The organism is Adhaeribacter radiodurans (genome assembly GCF_014075995.1).
Lineage (GTDB): Bacteria > Bacteroidota > Bacteroidia > Cytophagales > Hymenobacteraceae > Adhaeribacter > Adhaeribacter radiodurans.
Genome location: NZ_CP055153.1, coordinates 3582294 through 3607181 on the forward strand (window position 1 = coordinate 3582294; position 24888 = coordinate 3607181).

Sequence of the window (24888 nt, forward strand, 5' to 3'; positions counted from 1 at the left end):
TGCGTATTTACTTAAAGGGAGAGTCTTTTTCTTTGGCCATTACGTTATAAACTAATTTATCTGTTAAACCAGGTAGCCATTTATTCAGGAAAACGGTTAACTTTCCTTGGGTAGTCATTATAACCTCACGCTGGCGTTTTTGAGTAGCTTTTAATATTCGGGTAGCCACTTCTTCGGCCGTCATCATTTTCTCTTCGGCCCGCGGCGATTCTCCCTGCACGTTGCCTTGCGCATTTAGGGCCGTGTTCCGGATATTAGAGGCGGTAAACCCCGGACAGGCCACCATAACGTGGACTCCCTGGTGCATTACTTCGGTACGTAAAGCCTCCAGGAAACCCTGCATGGCAAACTTTGAAGCCGAGTAACCTGTACGGCCGGGTAAACCGCGGTAACCGGCAATAGAAGAAATTCCAATAACAGAACCTTTACTTTCTAAAATATAAGGCAAAGCGTATTTGGTAGCGTAAACAGTACCGTAAAAATTTATATCCATTACCTGCTTAATCACCGCTAAATCCAGGTTCTGAAATAAAGCCCGCATGGAAATGCCCGCATTATTAATAAGAATATCCAACTTGCCAAACTGCTGAATAGTTTCGGAAATTAAGTTTTGCGCATCTGCTTCCTGGCTAACATCGCTCTGCACTGCCCGGCAAATTATTCCTTTTTGCGTAAGTTCATCAGCGGTAGATTTTAGTTTAACGGCATCTCGCCCCGAAATAACTACTTTTGCTCCTGCTTCCCCGAAGGCAAACGCGCAGGCTTTCCCAATACCCGATGTGCTACCAGTTATTACTACTACTTTATCTTTCATTTTACTTTTTTATACCGCCCACAAAGGTAAGATTTATGGTTTTAATCTGCTCCAATTTAAAAACAAGCGGGTTTAAACTCCTAAGATTTTTTGCCTCCGGTAAAACTGCGTAATTTTGCCGAATCGTGAAAAAATATAAGAATTTACCCATTATCACCAATCTGCGCATTGAAGAAATGGTAGCGGAGGGCAATTGCCTGGCCCGTTACGAAAATCGCGTAGTATTTGTAAAAGGCGTAGCACCCGGCGATGTAGTGGATATGCGCATAACCAAACAAAAGAAAAGTTTTTGGGAAGGCACACCCATCCGTTTTGTTTCTTATTCTGATTTGCGCGTGGAGCCATTTTGCGAACACTTTGGTGTTTGCGGGGGGTGTAAATGGCAGCATATCAGTTACGAAACCCAGCTCTACTACAAGCAAAAGCAAGTGAAAGATAACCTGGAACGTATCGGTAAAATTGCCTTACCGCCCATAGACCCTATAAAAGGTTCGGCTAAAACAACTTATTACCGCAACAAACTGGAATATACCTTTTCTGATAATGGTTGGTTAACCACTGAACAAATTAAATCGGGGAACGAATTCGAGCGGGAGGCTTTAGGCTTTCACATTCCGGGCCGGTTCGATAAAATTCTGGATATCAAACATTGTTACCTGCAAACAGATCCATCTAACGGCATCCGGTTATCGGTGCGTAAGTACGCCAAGGATCATCAACTGGAATTTAATAATCTGTATAAAATAGATGGTTTCCTGCGGAACCTTATTATTCGTACGGCTAATACCGGCGATTTAATGGTCATTTTGCAGGTATACCACAACGATCAGGAAAAAATAACAGCGCTGCTTGATTTTCTGCACCAGTCATTTCCGCAAATTACGTCGCTGCAATACGTGGTAAATAATAAAGGAAACGAAACATTTCACGATCTGGACGTAATTTGTTACAAAGGAGAGCCTTACATCCACGAAGAAATGGAAGGTTTGCGCTTTCGGGTAGGGCCAAAATCGTTTTACCAGACCAACTCGGAACAGGCTTATGAATTGTACCGGTTAACGCGCGAAATGGCAGATTTAACCGGTACGGAGTTAGTGTACGACTTGTACACCGGGGCCGGTACCATTGCCAACTTTGTTGCGCGCCATTGCCGGGAAGTAGTGGGGGTAGAATACGTACCAAGCGCCATAGATGATGCTATTTTAAATTCGCAAATAAACGAGATTACTAACACAAAATTTTTTGCGGGTGATTTAAAAGACGTACTTACTCCCGAATTTGTAGCGCAACACGGCACTCCGGATGTGATTATTACGGATCCGCCGCGGGCAGGTATGCACCCGGATGTAGTAGCCCGGCTTTTAGAAATTAATCCAAAAAAGATTGTTTACGTAAGCTGTAACCCTGCTACTCAAGCGCGGGACCTGGAATTACTTTCCGAAAAATACACGGTTACCCGCGTGCAGCCCGTAGATATGTTCCCACAAACTCATCACGTTGAAAACATTGTTTCGTTGCAAGCTAATTAGGTAACAGGTTGTAGGTAATAGATTTAAAATGGCAAGTAAGAAGCCTATATTAGATTATTTTATGATTCGGACATACAATTCTTCCTTCTTTAGGTATTGTGGTTAAGTGGTGAGGGAAACGAGTAATAACACCTTGCAAAGTAGTAATTGTCCTATGGAAAATTTATTAAAATAACAGGAGCAATTATAAGACAAATAATGAATTACTAGACGGCGACTTCCTGGGGTCAATATTACTTTTTAATACAATTATTGTTATACTAAATTTAGTAAACGTACTACCTATAACATAAAACGTACAACTTAAACCATGCAAAACGATCCCGAATTAAACGGTAAATACTTAGGCACCATCACCCAGGATTTTGCGGTAATAGCCGATACCTTAAAAGAGGCATCGTACCAGATCCGGAAACGAAAAATTTCAGAATTCCCTATTTTTGTTTTTACCAAACAAGCTACTCCCATTGGCTCTTTACTTATTAACGCCGACGAGTTAGCCCTGCAATGGCACATCTACGCTTCGTACCTGGATGATTTTGTAGGCCGTAAAATTATTGCCTTGGATAAAGTAGATGACTTTAAAGAAGCTTATAAAAACCCTGACGAGTTCTGCTGTTTATTCGTAATTGATGAGGAGTTTACCAATTTCGTATTTATTCCTTTTCCGGAGGATTAATATTCTGATTAGTTTTTCTATGCTGGTAATTACTAGATCGTATTAGCTTTGAAGTCATAAGCTCTTACCTGAAGCCTTCCAGCATTAAAGAATTTAACTAAAATTTTAGTAGTTAAATCCTTTAAACAACCTTTGCATTATATGGCTTGGCTTGAGATTTACTAAATTAATGCGGCAAAACAAATTTAAGTTTTTAAGAGTAAGAAATCACAATTAAATCTTACTCTTAAAACTATGAATATAACAAGTGTATCTTCCTCTCTTACTCATCCGCAACCCCATTGGATAACGCTCTTTGCCCGCGTTGGTCTTACCGCTAAAGGAATTGTTTACTGTTTAGTTGGGTTAATGGCCTTTATGGCGGCTTTTGATTTAAATGGTAAAACTGTTCAAGACACCAGTAAAGCAGGTATTTTTCACTTTATTCAGGAACAACCTTTTGGTAAAATACTTATTGGCCTAGTTGCCCTTGGATTATTATGCTTTGCCGTTTGGCGTTTTATCGAGGCTTTTATGGATACGGAACACAAAGGAACGAAACCAAAAGGGATAGGTCGTCGGATTGGGTATGCCTTTAGTGGCATTGTTTATCTGGGATTTGCCTTCTATGCCGGTAAGGAGGCTTTAGGCAAAAGTTCGGGGCAATCAGGTAATGATAATACACAGCAATCCTTGGTGCATCAGTTACTAGATAAACCTTTTGGTCAGTGGTTAGTGGGCGCTCTGGCCTTGGGTATTATTTTTCTGGGTATTTACCAAATATATCGGGCCTACTCTGGCGAATACTTGAAAAAAATACAAGCCAACCAATTGCGGCCCGAAGTACAAAAACTGTTATTACGTGCCGGGAAAATCGGCTACACGGCTAGGGGTATTGTTTGGGGAATTATAGGTTTTCTCTTCCTGAAAGCTGCTCTTCATGCCAACGCCTCCGAAGCAGGAGGAACTCAAAATGCTTTCTCTTTTTTAGAAAATGCCAGTTTTGGTTCTTTTCTTTTGGGTGCCGTGGCTTTAGGCTTAATAGGTTATGGTATATTTATGTTTGTCCGGGCGAAATGTGAAATAATTAACACGCATGGATAAACCTATATAATTATAATAGTATTTGATTACCTGGCTTAACAGATAATTTTAACAAAACAAGAATGTATTATTAAAGGTAGTACACCTTACAGGTAAATTTTACCGGAAAGGTGTACTACCTTTAAAAACCAGTTAGCAGTAATGCTATGCGATTAATTATACTGCCTTACTAATGAATGATAACGATGTAAAACGAATTTCAAGACTCACGGCAATTGTTACACAACTACAAACAAAACGGCTTTTAACTGCTACTCAACTTTCGGAGCAATTTAATGTAAGTATCAGAACCATTTACCGTGACATAAAAGCATTGGAACAAGCAGGCGTTCCCATTTTAACAGAGATTGGCAAGGGTTACACCTTAATGGAAGGTTACAAAGTACCCCCAGTCATGTTCACAGAAAATGAAGCAAACGCTTTAGTAACGGCAGAACAGTTAATTTCAAAAAGTGGAGATACTTCGCTGAGCAAAGAATACACAACAGCAATCAGCAAGGTAAAAGCTGTATTGCAATATTCAACAAAAGAGAAAGTCGAATTATTATCCAACCGAATTGCTATTAGTCCAGCCTTATCCCATGCTAATCCAAGTGGTTCACTCACATTAATTCAAAATGCACTTACTTCTTTTAAGGTCTTGGATATCACCTATCATTCAGAACACAAAGACGAAATAACCGAGCGGAAGATAGAACCATTTGCCTTGTATTACAGCTTGCAGGAAAGCTGGTTGCTCATTGCTTATTGCAGATTAAGAAAAGATTTCAGAATGTTCCGGCTGGATAGAATTTTAAAAATCAAATTACTTGAATTAAGTTTCAAGCCCCACGCGCTGACCCTTGCCGAATATTTAGACGAAAAGAAAAAAAAGTTTATCACCCCTGACACACTCCTGTCATAACCCTATTTCATCTTTGCATCAACAAAGTATTTCTTAACAAAACTAAAAATAGGATTATGAATCTCGTTTCCATTAGAATCATTACGACTGACGTGAAGAAGTTGGTAAAATTTTATGAGCAGGTAACTGGAATACCAGCCACACAATACACAGACGATTTTGCTGAACTGCCAACCCAATCGGGTACTTTAGCCATCGGCAGCATCAGGACTTTACAATTTTTTGGCGGAGAAGAGGTCGCCAAAGCTGCCCAAAATAGTACAGCAATAATAGAATTCTTAGTAAAAGATGTAGGCGACGACTACCAAAGATTGTCTGACGTTCTTCAAACTTGCCTTGTGCAAAAGCCAACAACAATGCCTTGGGGCAATAAGTCCCTTTTGTTTCGTGACCCAGACGGAAACCTTGTGAATTTATTTACTCCTGTTACACCCGAAGCAGTCTTGAAATTTGATGGGAAAGCCGGCTAAAATAATGAGATGGTAAACTAATAAAAGCGCTTCTGGTAACAATGCATTAAAAAAAATGGGCAGACGAATTGGTGCTGCCCATTAGTTAATTCATTTACCTTTACTACAAACAAGGAACTGAAATTTTGAATTACCCAACCTTCGCCAATGCTTCAACGATGGTCGGAACTACTCTTCTTCTTGGGTGATAATATTTAAGTATTTTTCTCCTTTAACTTTAGCCCAGTGGTTATACACTAAATTTAATAAAACCTCTTGTTCAGTTACCTCCAGTACTTCTATTTTCTTTATTCTTTTTACATCGGCCAAGAAAAGTGCCGGGTCCACTAAGTTTTTATCTACCAAAACTTTCAGGTAACGATCGGTTACAGGAACTTCAAAATAATCCAGCACTTCGTCCAAGCGGAGTAAAGGTGTTTTTTCCTTGAGCTCGCCAATTAAAACGCCATTTACTCCTTTATCGCCAAAAAACTTTAAATCGTTGGGTTCCTGGTAGGTTTTTACAATTAGTAAATTTTCAGGATTCAAAATTAAAGAAGGCGCATTGGTTTCTAAAGTACCTATCAAAATTAAAGGATGGTCCCTTTCAATTTTAAGAGAACCCCCAACCGGATACGTATCTACCCGTGGATACGTCCGCCCTTCTATTTGGCCATAAGAATAGCTATTATTTATAAAAATCAGAAGAATCAGGATAAGTATGTTTTTCATAATCCTCCTACTTAATTATAATTTCTTACCTGCTCATTAAGCTCTATTATATGGGCAAATGGCTAAATTTAAGTTATTGTAAGCTATTATTATATAATGCTAATTCTCAATGTTCTTTTTCTATCCAAATAAGATTAGGTTATTAATTTTAGATAATTACCTTTTAATAATTAATCATTTTTAATCTAACGCTGAAGGGTAAAGCTTAGTATTATAAAATAAAACTGCTTCTAAATATACTTAAAAATGGCGCCATCCCTGGGCTTGTAACGGGTAGGCATTGCCGCTTGGCATAACAATGCGAACGCCTTCCTGCTTTTCGGCAATTTTGCCGATAATGGTAATATCCGGATGGTTCCGAATCTTTTCGTAGTCGGAGAGAGCTACCGTAAATAAAAGTTCGTAATCTTCGCCACCGTTTAATATACAAGTAACCGGATCAATTTTAAATTCTTCGGCGGTATCCAAAACCTGTTCGTCGGCGGGCAGTTTATCCTGAAAAATAGTAGCTCCAACTCCCGATTGAGTACAAATGTGCATGAGTTCAGAAGCTAATCCATCTGAAATATCAATCATGGCGGTAGGTTTTACGCCGAGTTCTTTTAATTCATGAATAACATCCATGCGGGCTTCTGGCTTTAATTGGCGCTCTACTAAATATTCTTTCTTTTCCAATTCTGGTTGCATATCGGGGTTCGCCATAAATGCTTGTTTTTCCCGGTTTAATACTTGCAAACCTAAATAAGCAGCGCCTAAATCGCCGGTTACACATACCAAATCATTTACTTTGGCCGTACTGCGTAAAACGGCATCGCCGGCAGCTACTTCCCCAATGGCCGTAATGCTAATAATTAACCCGGAATTGGAAGAAGTAGTATCGCCACCTACTAAATCAACTTTGTAGTTAGCGCAGGCCGCCCGGATACCGGCGTATAATTCCTGAATAGCTTCTAAAGTATAGCGGGCGCTAATAGCTAAACTAACCGTAATTTGCGTGGGTATGGCATTCATGGCGGCTATATCCGAAACATTTACGGCTACGGCTTTATAACCCAAATGCTTTAAAGGGCAAAAAGTTAAATCGAAGTGAATGCCTTCTACCAGCATATCCGTTGACACCACTATTTGCTTCTGGGTTGGTTCCAGTACGGCGGCATCGTCGCCAATACCTGTTATGGTAGAAGAATTATGTAATTGAACGGATTGCTTAATAACGTTGATCAAGCCAAATTCACCCAGTTCGTTTAAAGAAGTATATTCGCTCATTTTTTTTTGTTTAATTACCGGTTTTATTCCGGTGCAGGCACTTCAAAGGTACGCAACCTGACCAAATTAATCTATTTCTCAGGACGCCTAAAGAGCGCATATAAAACCGTAGCCTTAGAATAACTAATGGAATAAATTACTTCTGCTTTTTCTTTAATTACTTCTAAAGAATGATTTAAATTAAAAATTTATCAGAAATAAAGAAAATTATTTACCTAACGAACGTTAGTTTGCGTATATTTAAGTAAATGTAAATGAATGAGTTTGGTAAACCGAAAAGAACAAATTGAGCAAACTGCTACCCGTTTATTTAAAACCCAGGGCTTTGCCGCTACTTCCATGCGAACGTTAGCCCAGTCGCTGGGCATGGAGGCGGCCAGTATTTACGCGCATATTCGATCGAAAGAAGAAATTTTGCAGAAGGTTTGTTTCCGGTTAGCTAATGATTTTTTTACGGGTTTTCAAAATGCCGTAAGCCAGCCGGGTACCTCAACGGATCAGTTGCAAGCCGCCATTGTGGAACACGTGCGGGTAATTACCACCAATTTAGAGGCAGCAACCGTTTTTCAGACAGAATGGCGGCATTTAAGCGAACCTTATTTGGGGCAAATAATAAAATTACAAACAGAATACGAAGCTAAATTCCGGGATTTACTAAAAACAGGCAAAGCGAAAGGTGAGTTTAAATTTAACGATGTGCACCTAACTACCCGGGTTCTGTTGGCCAGTTTAAACGGAATTGCCCAATGGTATAACCCCGACGGTATATTAACCCCAACAGAAATAGCCACAAATTTTAATAGTATATTTTTGCATGGCATTGTAAAAGGAAAAATTTCTAATTAATCAGAATATGTACGGAGGAGGAAGCATTTTCGAAGTTAAACCAGGCGATACAATCCTGAATGAGGATCCAATAATATTAGCTGCGTTTGAAGCGCGCATTGCCCGTGGGGAGAAAATTGAACCCATGGATTGGATGCCGGCTCTTTACCGCAAACAATTAATCCGGATGATTGAACAGCACGCGCATTCCGAAATTATAGGTGCCTTGCCCGAAGGAGCCTGGATTACGCGGGCACCCGGTTATAAACGTAAAATGGCCCAACTAGCCAAAGTACAGGACGAAGTGGGCCACGCACAATTGTTATACAGTGCCGCCGAAACTCTGGGTAAAACCCGGGAAGAAATGATGAATGATTTACTTTCCGGAAAATCGAAATATTCCAATGTATTTAATTACCCTACTCCTACCTGGGCCGATTCTACGGTAATTTCGTGGTTAATTGATGCGGGCGCTATTGTAAACCAATTAGCCAATGCCAAAGGCAGCTACGGCCCTTATTGTCGGGCCTTGGAACGGATTTGCGTGGAAGAATCTTTCCATTTGAAATACGGGCACGATGCGGTGGTACACCTGGCAACCGGCACACCCAAACAACGCCAAATGATACAGGAAGCCTTAAACCGCTGGTGGAAGCCGATTATGATGTTTTTTGGTCCGCCGGATAAAATTTCGGTACACACCGAAATTCTGATGAAATGGAAATTAAAAATGGCTACCAACGACGAATGTCGCCAGCAATTCCTGGATATGTACGTACCAAAACTATGGGAAATAGGCTTAACCTTACCCGATCCTAAACTAAGCAAAAACGAAACAGGCACCTGGGAATACACCGAACCGGACTGGGAAGAATTTAAGCAGGTTATAAATGGTAATGGTCCTTGTAACGCGGAGCGTTTAGCTGTTAGACGAACCGCCGAAGAAAAAGGCGCCTGGGTGCGCCAAGCCTTGCTCCGACCAGAAGCCCGCTATGTGCAACCTTTAGCTTAAATAAAATTGAACTCTTGTTCAATTGAGAAGCTGCCAAATTTACTATTTACAACTTGTAAAAGGTTTTTACATCAACTTTTCACGCATCACTTTTAAGTCTCTACTATGTTATCAGCATCTTGCGACCCCCGGATAAACCGATTAGCAATTTCCGCAGAACCAGTTGAGGAAATTAAAAAGCCATTAGATCAGTTTGAGACGTACGAGGTTTTTCAGCAAAAGAAACCCAATATGCCTTACGGGTACGTGGGGCCGGTTCATGCACCTAACCTGGAAATGGCTTTTGTATTCGCGAAAGAACAATACAGTCGGCGGGCTACTTGTAAGGGGTTATGGCTAGCGGCAACCAACACCATCCACGTTAGTTTTTATACCGACGATAATCAATCTGTTTACGATTTACTACGACCAGCTGCCGGAGAAACTGGGAACACCCCGTTAGAAGCATATGAAATATTTCACCTGAAAAAACGCGGGAAAGCCCATAACCACGTCGGCACGGTGCAAGCTTATTCGCCGGAAGAAGCTTTGCAGGCGGCTAAAGAAAATTTTGCGCAGGAGCCGTGCGTAAACATTTGGGTAGTACGTACCGCTGATTTATACCGCACCGATCCGGCAAACGAAGACATTTGGTTGAACACTTCTGAGAAAAAATACCGCGAAGCTGCCGCCTATAAAGTAATGGAAAAAATTAACCAGTTTAAACAATTACACGCTTCCAACCGATAACACAAATGGATTCTGAATTTGCTTTGGTGGATTTACTGTACAAAATGGCCGACGATCAATTAATACTAGGTCACCGCAATTCGGAATGGACCGGCATTGGACCGTTGCTGGAAGAAGACATTGCTTTTTCGTCGATGGCGCAGGATAAACTAGGCCATAGCCTGGCTTTGTACCAATTACTCCACGAACTAGGCGAAGCCGATCCGGACACGTTGGCTTTTATGCGGAATGCCAACCAGTTTCATTGCTGTCATTTAGTAGAATTACCCATCGGAGATTACGCATTTAGTTTAATGCGGCATTTTTTGTTTGATAACGCAGAATTGTTACGCTTCGAAGCCTTAACTCAATCTACCTACGAGCCTTTGGCGAAAGTAGCCGTTAAACTTAAAAGTGAATTAAAATACCACGTATTGCACGCCAATACCCTAATTCGTCAGTTGGGTACTGCTACCCCGGAAAGTACAGAGCGTTTACAAAAAGCTTTAGAAGAAGCCTGGCCGTATGCTCTAGGAATTTTTGAAGAAAGTATTTACGAAGAACAAATAATCTCAAGTAAATTATTTATTGGCGAAGTAAAATTAAAGCAAGACTGGCTGGCTAAAATTGAAACCATACTAGGTCAAACAAATTTAAAAGTACCAATTCCAAATACTTTAACTCCCGCACTAGGAGGTAGAATGGGGCAGCACACTCCGTATTTACAAGCTTTACTCAACGAAATGACCGAAGTTTATAACATTGACCCAAATGCGGAATGGTGATAATTTAGTTGCTCGTTGTTAGTTGTTAGTTGCATGTTGTTAGTTGTTCACCTGATTAAATTGATTCGTAGGTTTTAGGTAAGATTAAACTTAACACTTCCAGTACTTACTACTTAGAACTTAGAACTTAAACCCGACAGCTTAACAGATGACCACTCCCGAACAAATATGGACCTGGTTAGAGGAGGTAAAAGATCCGGAGATTCCGGTTTTATCGCTGGTAGATTTAGGTGTTATAACCAAAGTAGAAATTACGAATGAAGAATTAGTAAATATTGTCCTCACTCCCACTTTTGCTGGGTGCCCGGCAATGGCTTACATGAAAAAAGCAGTAGAAGACACTTTGCAAGAACACGGCGTTTCTGAATATACCGTTACTTTAAACTTTGATGAACCCTGGAACTCAAATAAAATTTCGGAAAAAGGTAGAAAAGCTTTACAGCAATTTGGGTTAGCTCCCCCTCCTACTTACAACCTCATCCTGGATTTAGACATTTTAGAACAAGCCATTTGTCCGTATTGCCAAAGCACCGATACTACTTTGCGCACTCCATTTGGTCCAACACTTTGCCGCTCCATGCATTATTGCCGTAACTGTCATCAACTTTTCGAGCAGTTTAAACCGGTTTAGTTGTTGGTTGTTAGTTGCTGACTGGTGGCCTTAAAATTTAAATAGCGGTGGGTTTAAATCCACCGCTATACATGGTAAGTATCAGCTAAATTAGTTAAACTTATTATCAAACTAACAACTAACAACCTACAACTACTAACTAAAGCTTCGCCATTTCCTGCCGTACAAAGTCGGTCAGGCTTTGGATGTATTCGTCAGAAAAATCAAATTTAATGTTGGCGGCGGCGTATACTTCCCCAATGGAAGCGGTATAACCCAGTTTCAAAGCATTCTTATAGCCATCCAAAGCCTCTTTCGGATTTTCTTTAAAGTTTTTCCAGACGGCAATGGCTCCTAATTGCGCCATGGCATATTCGATGTAATAAAAAGGTACTTCGTAGAGGTGCAATTGTTTCTGCCAGATATAAGGCTTTATATGCTCCAGTCCTGCCCAATTTACTTCGTGCTGATTAAAGTCATCGAATATTTCTACCCATTTGGCGTGGCGCTCATCTAAAGTATGATTCGGATTTTCATATACCCAATGCTGAAACTTATCAATAGTGGCTACCCACGGGAAAGTTTCTAAAACGCTTTCCAGATGCATTTTCTTAGCTCGCCGTAATTCATCTGCATCCGAAAAAAACAAACCCCAATGATCCATCGAAATTAACTCCATCGACATGGAAGCTAATTCGGCCACTTCAGAAGGCGTTTGCTTAAATGCATTTAAAGGTAACATGCGCGTTAAAAAAGAATGCACCGCGTGACCGCCTTCGTGCAACAAGGTTACTACGTCACGCAACGAGGAAGTAGCATTCATAAAAATAAACGGTACTCCAATTTCCTCTAAAGGATAATTGTAGCCACCTGGTGCTTTGCCTTTACGAGACTCTAAATCTAAGTGCCCCATTTGCTGCATCGTAACCAAACAATCACCTAAAAAAGGATCTAAGGCATAAAAACACTGAATAGTTTTGGCTAGTAATTCATCGCCGGTTTTAAAAGGTTCTAAGGGTGGCTTGCCCGATTCATCTACGTCTAAATCCCAAGGTTTAAGTACATTTAGTTGTAAGGCTGATTTGCGTTGTTTGTCTAATTCATCATTCAACGGTACAACGTATTGCCGGATGGCGGCGTGAAAATCAAAGCAATCCTGAGCCGTGTAATCAAACCGGCCTAAAGCGGCAAACATGTAATCGCGAAAATTAAAGTAACCAGCATTTATGGCTACCTGGTGGCGTAATTGGGTGAGCTCCGAGAATAAATCATCCAGTTGCTCTTTGTCCTGCAGGCGCCGGTCCTGAATGGCCAGGTAGGTCTCCCGCCGTACGTTTTCGTCTAAACTTTTTAAACGATCGGCTGCCCGTTGTAAAGTCATTTCCTGGCCGTCTAAGGTGACGGTCATGGCACCGGTAATTGCCGCGTATTGTTGTTGCTTGGTGGTTATTTCGGTTTTTAAAGGAATATTTTCTTCCCGGAAAATTTCAAGTTGCCGGCGCACCGAGCGTAAATAAATGCGGTACTTTTCCTGGTCAAGTTCGGCCAGGTAAGGCGACTCCATTAATTTCTGATTAAGCGCATGGTCGTAGGGCGCTACATTGGGTTCAATTTCGGTAACAAAATACTGAAATGCTTCCGTAGCAGCTTCATTCTGGGTATCAATGGTCATCCGAATATAACGCCAACCAATTTCTTCGCCGAAAATACTTTCCAGTTCACTCCGGTCTAACATCCATTTCTCCAGTTCGGCAGCGGAATGGATAGGTCGGTTCTGCAATTCCTGCAGGTAAGGTTCTAACGTTTTCCATTCTTTCAATTCAAATTGTTCGGGTATAAAAAGGCGCTGGGGGCGCTTTGGTATTTCTATGGTTGAGGTAGTTTCATTCATGGCTTTCAATTGTTATAAAATCAAAGTTAATGGCGCTGGTAAATTTCCATTTAACTAATTTCAATTATCACATCATTCGTAAGCGGGTGACCTACACAAGTTAAAACGTAACCTTCGGCCATTTCCGCATCCGACAAACCTTCTCTTTCATCTAAATGCACCTTACCCGATAGGCATTTACCCCGGCAAGCCGTACATAAGCCTGCCTGGCAGGAAAAAGGTAAATCAATATCCTGGTTAAGGGCCGCTTCTAAAATGGTTTCGCTTTGGGGCACTTCCACCTTGTATTCACTGCCTTCGTAAATTATCGTTACAATTTGGTCTTGAATTTCATTCGGTTCCCCTACTACCAGCGTTATTCCGGCCCCTGCATCCGCCGCATTGTGGCCAGAACTGACAAAACTTTCTTTGAAAACCTGGGTAGCAGGTACGTGTAAAATCTGTAAAGCCGCTTTAGCCTCTTGCATAAAACCTTCGGGGCCACACATATAATAGTACGTCTCCGGTAAATCTAATACTTGCAGATTTTCCAAAATCTTAATCAGCATGGTTTGATTTAACCGACCGGTATAATAAGCGAGTGCCTCCTCTGGTATAACAGTGGACACTTCTTTATTTTTGCTTTTACCAAATAATTTACTCAAAAAAGATCCGGAACTTTTAGCTGAAGTGCTATCGGATGATTGGCTGTAAATATGCGTAACTCTAAACCGATCGGGATTTTGGCTTTCTAAATCTTTTAATTGCTCTTTAAAGATTACCGAGCTTTCGTCTCGATTGCCGTAAATAAGTAACACTCGACTGTTAAGTTCTTGCTGCAAAACCGATTTAGCAATCGACATCAGGGGCGTAATGCCGCTACCCGCGCCAATTAATACAATGGTTCGGCTAAAAGTAGCATCGGGCACGAAGTTAAAATTACCCATGGGTGCCAATACTTCCAGGGTGTCGCCTACTTTTAATTTATTTAATAAGTAATTAGAAAGTAAGCCGCCGGCTACCCGTTTTACCGTAACAGAGAGTCGGGGCTGTTCAGACGGGGAACTACACAACGAATATGCCCGGCGTTCTTTTTTACCGTTAATAGGTACAATTAAAGTTAAAAACTGACCTGCTTGGTAAGGAATGGCAGTTTTATCGGGATGTTCTAAATGAATGGTTATGGCATCCGACGTTTCCGAAGTAATAGCCACCACCTTCAAAAAGAGGTTAGGTTGACTCATAATTAATTCTTTCCGCAAAGGTAATTTTACCTGCTGCAATTACCAATAAACGAATGGTAAACTGCTTTTTGATTTAAAGGTTTAATTTTTTTTAAATTCAGGCGGTAATTTATCGCTTATGTCTGCTAATTCCATTATTCCTTCGGCCCTGCTCCTAAAATATCAAAATTCCTTTGTGCCTGTTTTACCTATTGATTTGAATGCTTCTACTGTTTGCCGTTTAGATTTTACAGCTCATAATTCCTTATTGGCTAACCAGATTTTAACAAATACGGGGCAGTTTAACTTTATCATAACCCAAATGCTGCAAGAAAAAGGGGCAAGTATAGGCGTAGGTGGCTACCTGGAAGATAGAATTATTTACCGGCGAAGCGCCTTGTTTACAGAAAATCAAAAGGACCGGAGAATTCATTTAGGGGTAGATGTTTGGGCTCCTGCCGGCACTCCGGTTCTGACTCCTTTGGCAGGAGTAGTTCATTCGTTTGCTGATAATGCTCATTTCGGGGATTACGGGCCGACGATAATCTTACAACACTCTCTAGAAAATTATAGTTTTTATACGCTTTATGGTCATCTGAGCCGCTCTTCTTTAACTAACTTACAAGTAGGGCAAGCCATTGATAAAAACCAGCAATTTTCTAGCATTGGCACCTATCCCGAAAACGGCGATTGGCCACCGCACCTTCATTTTCAGATTATTACTGATATGCAGGGACGGTACGGGGATTTTCCGGGTGTTTGCAGCAGGGACGAGAAAGCAGCTTTTGCGCAGATTTGCTTAGATCCGAATCTTATTTTGCAAAGCCAATATTTAGCAGCTTTTTAAGCTTTAGCTGCGTAAAAGGCTTCATTACTCTAAAAAAGCATTTTTAATTAATAATTTATGAATGGCCTATTCGATTTTAATAAATACCGCGAAACGTTAACTACTTTTTTTATTACGTACGGTGCCCGTTTTTTTGTAGCCATGCTGTTGCTGTTTATTGGCTTATGGGTTCTAAACCGGATCGTAAAGTTCCTGGACCGCGAAATGATAGTGCACCACGTAGACCCATCGCTCCGGCCATTCCTCCGCAATGTCTTAAATGTATCCTTAAAAATTCTGCTGCTTATTGCTGTTGTAGGGCAATTGGGTATGGAAATGACTTCCATTTTCGCGGTGTTAGGGTCGGCGGGTTTGGCAATTGGTTTGGCTTTACAGGGAAGTTTGGCCAATTTTGCGGGTGGAGTATTAATACTGGCTTTAAAACCTTTCCGAGTAGGCGACTACATCGAAGCGCAGGGTGTAGCCGGTAATGTAAACCTGATCAATATTCTAAATACAGTTATTAAAACTTCCGATAATAAGACCATTTATATTCCCAACGGTCCTTTGGCTTCGAGTACCATCGTTAACTTTGATGTGGAAAGTAACCGGCGGGCTGATGTTCGCATATTGGTGCATTATGGTAACAACATTATCTTAGCGAAAGAATTAATTACTCAGATTATTTCGGCCGATTCCAGAATTTTGACGCAGCCTGCCCCGCAAGTTGTTACTGAGAATACAGATTTAGGCGTTAATATTTTTACCCGGGTTTGGGCCGCACGCGGAAATGTTGGGGGAATAACCAATGATTTACACGATTGGATTCGGACAGCTTTCGAGAAAAACGGAATCAGTATTGCCTACCGCGAACCTGCTTTGCCAGGTAAGTAATTGGTCGATAGTCCATGGGCAATAGTTTAGCTGATAGTTGGCTATAATTAATAAAATGGAAAGGGAACTCTCTAAATAAAAACTGAGGATCTAATAGAAGATAAAGCTATCATAAGGATACACCGCGACAAAAGCTTAAATATAGTTGGAGGTTGGTTGATAATATTAGTTGGAATAATATTTCTTTTAGTTTCTAATCATTCACTTTCCCCATTTTGAAGTATCAGAACGTTGTTTGAAGGAGGTAAGAAAAGAAGGAAAGAAAAGCCGAATAAGATTTAATTAAATTCTAAATCTAAAGAAACACTATGGCGCGGAAGTTACTTCTGTGCCTTGTTCTCAGAATACCTTCGTTACTTTGTAAAGCGCCCTTGTTTGCCCATCAATTTACCAGTTTAAGGAGGAAAGGCACAGAAGTAACTTCCGAGCCATATTTATTGCTGCTACATTTTAATTGTTTCCGTGTACCTGCTGACCAACGAACCCAATTTAATTGAAATTAAGCTCCGTGGACAATGAACTATGGTCTATGGACTGTGGACCATCGACTATGGACTAATTAATCAAACCGAATGGCTGTTACTGGTTTTATTCTGGAAATCATGTAAGTAGGAATCATAATAGCCATCATGGTAAGTACCAGAGTTATAACATTTAAAATGATTATAATTCCCGGACTCCAGGCAATTGGCACGGTATCCATATAGTAATTTTCCGGATCGAGGGGAATGATTTTAGTAAAATATTGAATGGCACAAAAGCCTAACCCGATTAAATTACCGTAAATCAGCCCTTTTAAAGTTAATTGCAAGCCCTTAAAAAAGAAAACCTGCCTTATTTGAGGATCAGTAGCTCCTAAAGCTTTTAGTAAACCAATCATGTTGGTTCGTTCCAGAATCATGATAAATATGGAAGAAACCATGTTAAAAGTGGCCACAAAAATAATCAGGATAAGAAAGATGATTACGTTTTGGTTCAGGAGCTTCATCCAGTCAAATAGCTGGGCGTATTGATCGGTAACTTTTTCGAGTTGTAAATCATAGTTCATGCGGTTAAAAACCGTAGCAGCCACCGTATCTATTTTGTTAAAATCTTTCAGCATAATTTCGTAGCCGGTTACTACGGTATCGCTCCATTTATTTAAATCCCGGATGTGCTGCATATCGGCTAAAACATATACCTGGTCGAATTCCTCCAGACCCGTTTTAAAAATCCCGGTAACGGTAAAACGCCGCGCCCGCGGGGGATTTTGAATAAAAAAGAAGCTTACTTTATCTCCTAGTTTAATGCGCAACTTACTAGCTACCTGGTTGCTGATCATGATATCATTGGTAGCCGCCGAATCCGAAAAGGTAATTACTTTACCCGCCACCAGGTTTTGCTGCATGGGTTTAAAGTCGTAGTTTTTATCCACACCTTTTAATACCACGCCGTAAACTTCCTCGTCGGTTTTAATAATGGCAGTTTTAAAAGCGTAAGGCTGATAATGCTGAATTTCGGGTATGCCTTTTAAATTTTTAACTACCGCGTTGGTGTTAATAGGTTTGCCTTCGAAAGAATTGTTGGTGTCGTACTTACTAATTTGCAGATGGGCCCCAAAGGAGAAAATTTTCCGTTGAATTTCGTTTCGGAAGCCTTGCAAAATAGCAAATGAAACGATCATAATGGCTAATCCTACCGCTATGCTAATTATGGCAATTTTAGTAACCGAGGAGGTAAAAGAATCGCCACCGGTACCACCAATTTTGCGGGATATATATTTAGAAATGTTCACGCGTATGTTTTATGCGACAAATATAGGTACGAATATTTACTTATAAAGAAACGTTAAAATTTAAGTAAAAAGGTAATTCTAAGTTCTCCACACTTTGGGTTTCAGGTTGAGCAACTAATCCGCCTCTTCCTACGCAAACAATTCCGAAAGTTTCGGGTATAGCATCTAAAATTTTTGTTTATTAAATTATTCTTTAAATAGAAAGCAGTTATTAAACGTTTTTAACCATTAAATACTTAATGGTAAATAACCAGTACCTATTGTACAGCTCCATTATTTAGTAAATTTTATACTATATCTTATCGAGACTTACCGCTAGCCGATATATTATTTCCTAAATTCTTTAATAACCTGACTGGTACACCTACCTTGCAGAAAAAATTTTAACGGTCAAATCCGAAGCATAAATTTGAGGTAATTTAATACCAGTTCTTTGGTCATTTATTGAAAGACCGCTATCATTTTTTATTTACCCGTATTTTGAAATAAGTACTATGCCACAGAACTTAAGAATTATTTTTATGGGTACGCCCGATTTTGCCGTACCTACGCTCCAAAAACTGGTAGAAAATCATTACCAGGTAGTGGCCGTGCTTACGGCTCCCGATAAACCGGCTGGCCGTGGCTTGAAGCTAACACATTCACCGGTAAAAGAATATGCTGTTTCGCAAGGTATTCCGGTACTGCAACCAACCAACTTAAAATCCGAAGCTTTTCTGGAGGAGTTACGTAGCTACCAGGCAAACCTACAGATTATTGTGGCTTTCCGGATGTTACCCGAAGTAGTTTGGAGTATGCCGGCGCTCGGCACTTTTAATATTCATGCTTCTTTATTGCCCGATTATCGCGGGGCTGCTCCTATCAATTGGGCTTTAATAAATGGCGAAAAAGAAACCGGCGTAACTTCTTTTTTCCTGTGTCATCAAATAGATACCGGCGATATTTTACTACAGGAGAAAATTAGTATTCAGGAAGAAGATGATTTTGGTTTGCTTTACGGCAAATTAAAACATGTAGGTGCCGATCTGGCCCTACAAACTGTTAAAGCTATAGAATCAGGAAATGTGCAGCCGCAACCGCAGCCACAAGCCATAGAACTAAAAGAAGCACCCAAATTATTTAAAGAAACCTGCGAGATAAACTGGCAGCAATCTGCGGGTCAAATTCGCAATTTTATTCGGGGCTTATCTCCTTTTCCCGGTGCCTGGACTACCTTAAATGATAAAATTTTTAAAATTTACCGCGCTCAGGTTCTACCCGAATCAACGGGTGAGAACGAGCAAGAACCTGGTTCGTACCGAACCGATAATAAAACTTATTTACATTTTTTTACCGGTCAGGGAGTTTTAAGTATCACGGACCTGCAACTAGAAGGCAAAAAACGAATGCGCATCGACGAACTGCTCCGCGGATATAAAATCCAATAAAGGAATGGTAGAAATTAAAAAGGAGAAGATTCCATTTTTACTTTTACTAGTTTCCATACGGCAGTCTCCTTTATAATCTATTCATTCAGTTATTGATTTACTAAATCGCTTATTCTTTTTTCGTTATTATTCATTCATCAAATTTTCTAAAGCTCACCCATTAAAAGATGATTGCCTCTATTTTTGCTATGTCGGAGAACCGCGTAATTGGCTACCAGAACCAATTGCCCTGGCATTTACCCGCCGATTTAAAATATTTCAAATCAGTTACGATTGGGCATCCTATTATTATGGGCCGGAAAACGTTTGAATCTATCGGTAAACCTTTACCCCAACGTACCTCCATTATAATAACTAGGCAATCAGATTACACGCAACCAGACTGTATAGTAGTAAACAATGTAGTAGCCGCCATTGAAGCCGCCCAGAAGATAAATAAGGATATATTTATTATTGGAGGAGCCGAAATCCTGCAACAAGCCCTACCTTACATTGATACCATGTTTTTAACCTTGATTCACGAAAAATTTACGGGCGACACGTATTATCCGGAAATAAATCCGGAGGAATGGCAGGAAGTAAATCGGCAGGATTTTGAACCCGACGAAAAAAACAAGTATTCTTATAGCTTTCTAAAGTTGCAACGAGTGGGTTGAAACTTTTATAAGTAAACACTAATCGAAAACAAGCTCCCAATTTTAAGAGGTTTGATTAGGCAAGCTGATAAGAATCTTACCTGATTAATTAATTTTGCTCAAGAGCTACTTGCTTACGGGTACCCCGATATAATTCGTACTTCAGCAAGCGGCATTCAATTGGGCCATTGTACAGCGGAATACGGCGGGAAGTTTTCAGGCCAATATGCTTGGCGGCTTCCAGGTTTCCGGTAAAAACAAAAGCATCGTAACCCGCAAAATTAGTTTTAAACGTATCGCCAATTAACTTATACAATTGATTTAGGTTATCCGGGTTAATTCTCTCACCGTAAGGTGGATTTACTAATACTATACCCTTCTCACCAATGCCCTGCGCATCTTTTAAATCCCGCACCCGCACCCGGATGTAATCTTCCAGACCGGCATGCGTAATGTTATTCCGGGCTGCTTCTATGTAATCTTTATCTATATCCGACCCTACAATTTCCACTTCTGCATCGGGAAGTTGAGCCGCTTTTGCTTCGGTTAATACTTGTTGGTATAAATTCTCATCGAAGTCGGGCCAATTCATAAAACCAAAATAATTTGGCCGGTAAAGTCCGGGAGCAATATTATGCGCCATAAGGGCTGCCTCGGTTAAAAATGTTCCGGAGCCGCACATCGGGTCTATGAGAGGTACTTTTTTATCCCAACCCGTTAACGACAAAATTCCGGCGGCTAATACTTCACTTAAGGGAGCAACGTTGGTCTGCAACCGATACCCCCTGCGGTGTAACGAATCGCCAGAAGCATCCAACGACATAGTTACCCTGTTTTCGTGCATGTGTAAATTTAAACGAATATCCGGTTGTTCTACATTCACTGAAGGCCGTTGCCCGGTACGCTGACGAAACTGATCGACAATCGCATCTTTTGTTAACTGCGATACAAACAACGAATGATCGAAGGTAGATTGGCTTACCACACTCTGAATAGCAAATGTCTGATCCGAACGGATATAATCGAACCAATTAATTTTACTCACCTGCCGGTATAAATCCCGCTCGTCGCGGGCGGTAAACGTGCGAAAAGGCTTTAAAATACGAATGGCCGTACGGCACCAGATATTGGCTTGGTATAGCAGCCGTTTATCACCGGCAAACTCCACTGCCCGGTTACCAATCCGGATATTTTGAGCGCCGAGTGCTTCCAGCTCTTGCGCCAAAATTGTTTCTAAACCGAATAAGGTAGTTGCCAGGTAAGGAGTGGGAGTAGGTAAAGAAGCAGAGTGAGTAGTCATTAATAAAATAATTAAGCTGTAAAGGTGCAAAATTAATTTCATCCGGAAGAAACCTTAACCCAGTTATTCACCCATTTTGCTACTGCTGTTAAAGCGGATGTAAACGGATAAGTACTTACTTTCCTAAGTTTTAGACTAGTTGCTACATTCATATTTAACTAAAAGAAACATTATAAACCAATATCCAGATCTAAAAAAGGTTTAATACACATCAATTTTAATTAAAAGTAATCATTTAAATTTTATCCACTAACCTAATTGATTTACAATACTATATGTTATTATAGTAAAAATTTTACATCTGGTTAAAAAGTAAATACTAGTCTCTTTAGCAAAATCAATCTGGCTGTTTTTACTAAATCTAAGGATATTAATCCAAGTCAATAAGCTTAGTATAGAGTACGTATAATCCGTACTTTTGCAAGGGAACCTTTATTATGGAATTACAGAAATACATATCGCTTCAACCTTATAATACTTTCGGGATGGAAGTGAAAGCACGTTACTTTGCTTCATTTTCGAATGTTACCGAACTGCAGGAATTGTTGCAACTTCCCGAGGTACAGCAATTGTCCAAGCTAATTTTAGGCGGCGGCAGCAATGTTTTATTTACCCGGGATTTTGACGGAGTAATTCTGAAAAACAATATTCAAGGCATTGAGGTTACCCGTTTAGACGATGATTATTCTTTAGTGAAAGCGGGTAGTGGGGTGAATTGGCACGAATTCGTACTTTATACCATCGAGCAAGGATTAGGAGGGCTGGAGAATTTATCGTTGATTCCGGGAACTGTTGGAGCGGCGCCATTACAGAATATTGGTGCTTACGGTGTTGAATTAAAAGATGTATTCGAAAACCTGGAGGCGGTTCATATTGCCACCGGCGAGTTAAAATTGTTTAATGCCGAAGAGTGTAAGTTTGGTTACCGCGAAAGTATTTTTAAAAATGAATTAAAGGGGCAGTACATTGTAGTAAGTGTAACCTTACGTCTGCACCAGAAACCAATTTTTAATACTTCGTACGGCGCTATCACCCAAACTCTGGCAAGTATGCAAGTAGAAAATCTAAACCCCAAAGTGATTAGCGAAGCTGTTTGCCAAATCCGCCGTAGTAAACTGCCCGATCCCGCTCAAATAGGAAATGCGGGCAGCTTTTTTAAAAATCCGGAAATACTAATAACTCAGTTTACGGAGTTGCAAAAGCAATATCCTGGTATTCCGAGTTATCCTACTACCCCTGGTAAAGTAAAAGTACCCGCGGGATGGTTAATAGAACAAGCGGGATGGAAAGGACGTCGTTATGATACGTATGGTGTACATAAAGATCAGGCTTTAGTACTTGTAAACTACGGCGGGGCTCAGGGTAATCAGGTAAAAGAACTAGCTCATCAAATCATTCATTCCGTGCAAGAGAAGTTCGGGATTCAACTGCATCCGGAGGTAAACATTATTTAAGTTGATTGAAAATAAAAAAAGTCCGCTGCAGCACAACGGACTTTTTAACTAAACAGTACAACAACGGAATTTCTAAATAGATAACTGCAATTGGGTAATGTAGCTTCCCCGGCGGCCATTCACCTGGTTATTGGTATTAAAATAAGGCCGGTTCTGGTAATCGAAAGAGAGTTTTACTTTATGGCCGGTAATCAGGTAATTAATTCCCAGATCATACACATTTACCGGATCATTTAATAAGTCGAAATTAGCGCGGTAAAAGGTAGCATACGGCTGTAACTGACCACGGCCTTCACCCAATAGATTTTTGTTTAGTAAATAGCCTAATTGACCGTACATAATATTACCGGTTCCCATCATCGGGAATCCGTTACCGCCCCCGCTTACCAGGCTAACATTCGGATTAATGGAAATTGCATCGGCTGGGTTCATTTGAGCTACGGTCCGGATGTAATTAGGGCCAAAATCGTAATTATAATAACCTAGGTAAGCCGTTAAAGCAGTACCGGCGTCCGTATTCAATGGTGTATCCATAAATGCTTCGGCAGACCAGAGCAACATATTATGCAATTTGGTAGAGCCATTCACTTCTTTGGTCCAGAGGGCATTTTTTTGGCTCATTATACCCGCAGCTAAATTTAATACCTTCTTTTTGCCTAAATACGTGCCGGTCATATAAGGCGTGTTATGGCCTTCCGTTTCCCAGAAGTTATAAGCCAGATAACCCTGGTATTGCTTATGATGGCTACGTCCGGAAAAGGTAGCGTTAGGGCCTGCTACTGGGGTGCTGCCATTGGTATAAATAGGAAATGGATCACTAATAACCGCCCGGTAATCGAATTTACCAATTTGACCACGCACAAAAAGGCTTAGCTTGCGCGCAAACTCATCGGTTTGGTCTACAGTAGCCTGCGCAAAAACCGGGGCATCTAAAGCCAACAAAGTACTAATGCTGGGCTGCGAAAAACGCGACAAGCCATTTGCAATGGTTAAACCACCTCCTACTTTTAATTGATTACCATTGGTAAGGTGGTACTCCCCCATGGCATCGTGGAAGAAAGCGGCTATTTTACGGTTACCGGCTATTTGAGAATTAAAATTGAAGTTGTTTTGCCCAAACTGAAAATACAAAAAAGCCCGATCCGAAATTTGTCCGAACAGTTGCATGCGGGTACGCCTTAAGCCAATATCGAAAGTACGGGCGGCCGGCTCACCTTGAACTGTAGTACCCGGATTGCTCTCGTTGTATCGAAACCAGACCTGGTTTAAAAAAGTAGCCTGAAAGTAGTGCGTACCACTTTCGTTAAGGTTAAACTTTAAAGGTTTATCTTCAGAGGTTGAATTTCTAATTGAAGTGACTGATTTAGTTACCGTAGCTTGCTGCGTCGAATCGGTTTGCGCTTGTAACGTACCGGCAATAAAAGTGGCACCAAACAGGGAGAATAGTAATTTTTTCATTATGTAATTAATCTTATGGATAAAAGTAAATGCCCCGGAATGGAATTGTTTAGGAAGCACAGGATTTTCCCTAATTTTTTAGAATAATCCGGGTAAGTAGAAAATGCTGAACTGGAAAATAAGAAAAGAGAAAAAGCAGGTAAGAATCTATAATCGTAAAATGCGATTAAATAAATAAAGCGGGAGACTTGGTAAACATTTGAGGGTAAAGGTATTTTCCCTGAACTTAATTAGAAAAGCAGCAAATTGGCAAGTAAAGAACTGAACAGCAACCGGTTCTTTCCATAACTTACTTAATTCATGGGTGGGATTAGCGGCTTTCGGTAAATAACATACTGTTATACCCTGCATACACGGCAAGTTTAATTGCCAATGAGCAACGTTTACCTCCGGTACTAATCCACTGGAAGCTTCTACTACTGCAAATTCAAAATCCGGCTGATAAAACTCGCCTACCTGCACCAGGAGCAAGCCAAAAAACCAGGCCATGAAAAACAGAAAGCAATTTTTCACGAATTTTCTTTTAAGAAGTTTAGGTCTAGCTCTTTTAAGTTTTCGCAAACTTAAGGAAGATAAAATCAACTTCTACCTTTATAATTTAAATTTAGTTGTTTAAGATGATTGAAAGCCT

Annotated in this window: 24 protein-coding genes; 15 read left to right on the forward strand and 9 right to left on the reverse strand. The window is 40.4% G+C overall.

Annotation, left to right across the window (positions count from 1 at the left end; all coding sequences use genetic code 11):
• Positions 1–7: 7 nt before the first annotated feature.
• A complete protein-coding gene (locus HUW48_RS14525) occupies positions 8–814 on the reverse strand; it encodes an SDR family oxidoreductase (protein ID WP_182411634.1) in 807 nt (268 codons plus the stop codon).
• Between the two features lie 176 nt (positions 815–990).
• On the opposite strand from HUW48_RS14525, the gene rlmD reads away from it, so the two are divergent.
• The 5 genes from rlmD (at position 991) to HUW48_RS14550 (ending at position 5479) form a co-directional block, all read left to right on the forward strand.
• Complete coding sequence (gene rlmD / locus HUW48_RS14530; RefSeq protein ID WP_182416387.1) at positions 991–2343, forward strand: 23S rRNA (uracil(1939)-C(5))-methyltransferase RlmD; 1353 nt, start codon at positions 991–993, stop codon at positions 2341–2343.
• Between the two features lie 310 nt (positions 2344–2653).
• A complete protein-coding gene (locus HUW48_RS14535; RefSeq protein ID WP_182411635.1) occupies positions 2654–3022 on the forward strand; it encodes a hypothetical protein in 369 nt (122 codons plus the stop codon).
• A 234-nt stretch (positions 3023–3256) separates the two neighbouring features.
• Positions 3257–4105 carry a DUF1206 domain-containing protein gene (locus HUW48_RS14540; protein WP_182411636.1) on the forward strand — a complete coding sequence of 283 codons (849 nt, stop codon included), beginning with the start codon at positions 3257–3259 and terminating at the stop codon, positions 4103–4105.
• A gap of 172 nt (positions 4106–4277) precedes the next feature.
• Positions 4278–5009: a helix-turn-helix transcriptional regulator gene (locus HUW48_RS14545; RefSeq protein ID WP_182411637.1), complete on the forward strand. Its 732-nt coding sequence runs from the start codon at positions 4278–4280 to the stop codon at positions 5007–5009.
• 56 nt (positions 5010–5065) lie between these two features.
• Complete coding sequence (locus HUW48_RS14550) at positions 5066–5479, forward strand: VOC family protein (protein ID WP_182411638.1); 414 nt, start codon at positions 5066–5068, stop codon at positions 5477–5479.
• Between the two features lie 168 nt (positions 5480–5647).
• Here the strand turns inward: HUW48_RS14550 and HUW48_RS14555 are convergent, their stop codons facing one another.
• Both HUW48_RS14555 and thiL read right to left on the reverse strand, forming a co-directional pair.
• Positions 5648–6190 (reverse strand): hypothetical protein, encoded by a 543-nt coding sequence (locus HUW48_RS14555; protein WP_182411639.1) that lies wholly within the window; start codon positions 6188–6190, stop codon positions 5648–5650.
• A gap of 240 nt (positions 6191–6430) precedes the next feature.
• Positions 6431–7456 (reverse strand): thiamine-phosphate kinase, encoded by a 1026-nt coding sequence (gene thiL, locus HUW48_RS14560; protein ID WP_182411640.1) that lies wholly within the window; start codon positions 7454–7456, stop codon positions 6431–6433.
• A gap of 258 nt (positions 7457–7714) precedes the next feature.
• Between thiL and HUW48_RS14565 the strand changes: the two genes are divergently transcribed.
• The 5 genes from HUW48_RS14565 (at position 7715) to paaD (ending at position 11417) form a co-directional block, all read left to right on the forward strand.
• Positions 7715–8302, forward strand: coding sequence for a TetR/AcrR family transcriptional regulator (locus HUW48_RS14565; protein ID WP_182411641.1), 588 nt, complete (start codon positions 7715–7717; stop codon positions 8300–8302).
• Between the two features lie 7 nt (positions 8303–8309).
• Positions 8310–9293, forward strand: a complete 984-nt coding sequence (paaA, locus tag HUW48_RS14570; protein WP_182411642.1) for a 1,2-phenylacetyl-CoA epoxidase subunit PaaA — start codon at positions 8310–8312, stop codon at positions 9291–9293.
• Positions 9294–9398: 105 nt separating this feature from the next.
• Entirely contained in the window at positions 9399–10022 is a 624-nt protein-coding gene (locus tag HUW48_RS14575; protein WP_182411643.1) for a phenylacetic acid degradation b, read from the forward strand.
• A gap of 5 nt (positions 10023–10027) precedes the next feature.
• Positions 10028–10786: a 1,2-phenylacetyl-CoA epoxidase subunit PaaC gene (gene paaC / locus HUW48_RS14580; protein ID WP_182411644.1), complete on the forward strand. Its 759-nt coding sequence runs from the start codon at positions 10028–10030 to the stop codon at positions 10784–10786.
• Positions 10787–10934: 148 nt separating this feature from the next.
• Positions 10935–11417 carry a 1,2-phenylacetyl-CoA epoxidase subunit PaaD gene (gene paaD / locus HUW48_RS14585; RefSeq protein WP_182411645.1) on the forward strand — a complete coding sequence of 161 codons (483 nt, stop codon included), beginning with the start codon at positions 10935–10937 and terminating at the stop codon, positions 11415–11417.
• A 139-nt stretch (positions 11418–11556) separates the two neighbouring features.
• Here the strand turns inward: paaD and HUW48_RS14590 are convergent, their stop codons facing one another.
• Both HUW48_RS14590 and HUW48_RS14595 read right to left on the reverse strand, forming a co-directional pair.
• On the reverse strand, positions 11557–13287 hold the full coding sequence (locus HUW48_RS14590) for a M3 family oligoendopeptidase (RefSeq protein WP_182411646.1): 1731 nt from the start codon (positions 13285–13287) through the stop codon (positions 11557–11559).
• A 50-nt stretch (positions 13288–13337) separates the two neighbouring features.
• On the reverse strand, positions 13338–14510 hold the full coding sequence (locus HUW48_RS14595; protein ID WP_182411647.1) for a ferredoxin--NADP reductase: 1173 nt from the start codon (positions 14508–14510) through the stop codon (positions 13338–13340).
• A gap of 118 nt (positions 14511–14628) precedes the next feature.
• On the opposite strand from HUW48_RS14595, the gene HUW48_RS14600 reads away from it, so the two are divergent.
• Complete coding sequence (locus HUW48_RS14600; protein WP_182411648.1) at positions 14629–15336, forward strand: peptidoglycan DD-metalloendopeptidase family protein; 708 nt, start codon at positions 14629–14631, stop codon at positions 15334–15336.
• 57 nt (positions 15337–15393) lie between these two features.
• The gene (locus tag HUW48_RS14605) at positions 15394–16209 is read left to right on the forward strand and encodes a mechanosensitive ion channel family protein (protein ID WP_182411649.1); all 816 of its coding nucleotides are present in this window, start codon (positions 15394–15396) and stop codon (positions 16207–16209) included.
• A 559-nt stretch (positions 16210–16768) separates the two neighbouring features.
• On the opposite strand, the gene HUW48_RS14610 is transcribed toward HUW48_RS14605, so the two are convergent.
• On the reverse strand, positions 16769–17983 hold the full coding sequence (locus tag HUW48_RS14610; RefSeq protein ID WP_182411650.1) for an ABC transporter permease: 1215 nt from the start codon (positions 17981–17983) through the stop codon (positions 16769–16771).
• A 494-nt stretch (positions 17984–18477) separates the two neighbouring features.
• On the opposite strand from HUW48_RS14610, the gene fmt reads away from it, so the two are divergent.
• Together fmt and HUW48_RS14620 are read left to right on the forward strand one after the other, a co-directional pair.
• Positions 18478–19410, forward strand: a complete 933-nt coding sequence (fmt, locus tag HUW48_RS14615; protein WP_182411651.1) for a methionyl-tRNA formyltransferase — start codon at positions 18478–18480, stop codon at positions 19408–19410.
• A 167-nt stretch (positions 19411–19577) separates the two neighbouring features.
• The gene (locus HUW48_RS14620) at positions 19578–20066 is read left to right on the forward strand and encodes a dihydrofolate reductase (RefSeq protein ID WP_182411652.1); all 489 of its coding nucleotides are present in this window, start codon (positions 19578–19580) and stop codon (positions 20064–20066) included.
• Positions 20067–20154: 88 nt separating this feature from the next.
• On the opposite strand, the gene HUW48_RS14625 is transcribed toward HUW48_RS14620, so the two are convergent.
• Positions 20155–21345: a THUMP domain-containing class I SAM-dependent RNA methyltransferase gene (locus HUW48_RS14625; protein WP_182411653.1), complete on the reverse strand. Its 1191-nt coding sequence runs from the start codon at positions 21343–21345 to the stop codon at positions 20155–20157.
• Between the two features lie 437 nt (positions 21346–21782).
• On the opposite strand from HUW48_RS14625, the gene murB reads away from it, so the two are divergent.
• Entirely contained in the window at positions 21783–22799 is a 1017-nt protein-coding gene (gene murB / locus HUW48_RS14630; protein WP_182411654.1) for a UDP-N-acetylmuramate dehydrogenase, read from the forward strand.
• A gap of 72 nt (positions 22800–22871) precedes the next feature.
• On the opposite strand, the gene HUW48_RS14635 is transcribed toward murB, so the two are convergent.
• Complete coding sequence (locus HUW48_RS14635; protein WP_182411655.1) at positions 22872–24257, reverse strand: hypothetical protein; 1386 nt, start codon at positions 24255–24257, stop codon at positions 22872–22874.
• Positions 24258–24404: 147 nt separating this feature from the next.
• The gene (locus HUW48_RS14640) at positions 24405–24770 is read right to left on the reverse strand and encodes a hypothetical protein (RefSeq protein WP_182411656.1); all 366 of its coding nucleotides are present in this window, start codon (positions 24768–24770) and stop codon (positions 24405–24407) included.
• Positions 24771–24888 lie beyond the last annotated feature (118 nt).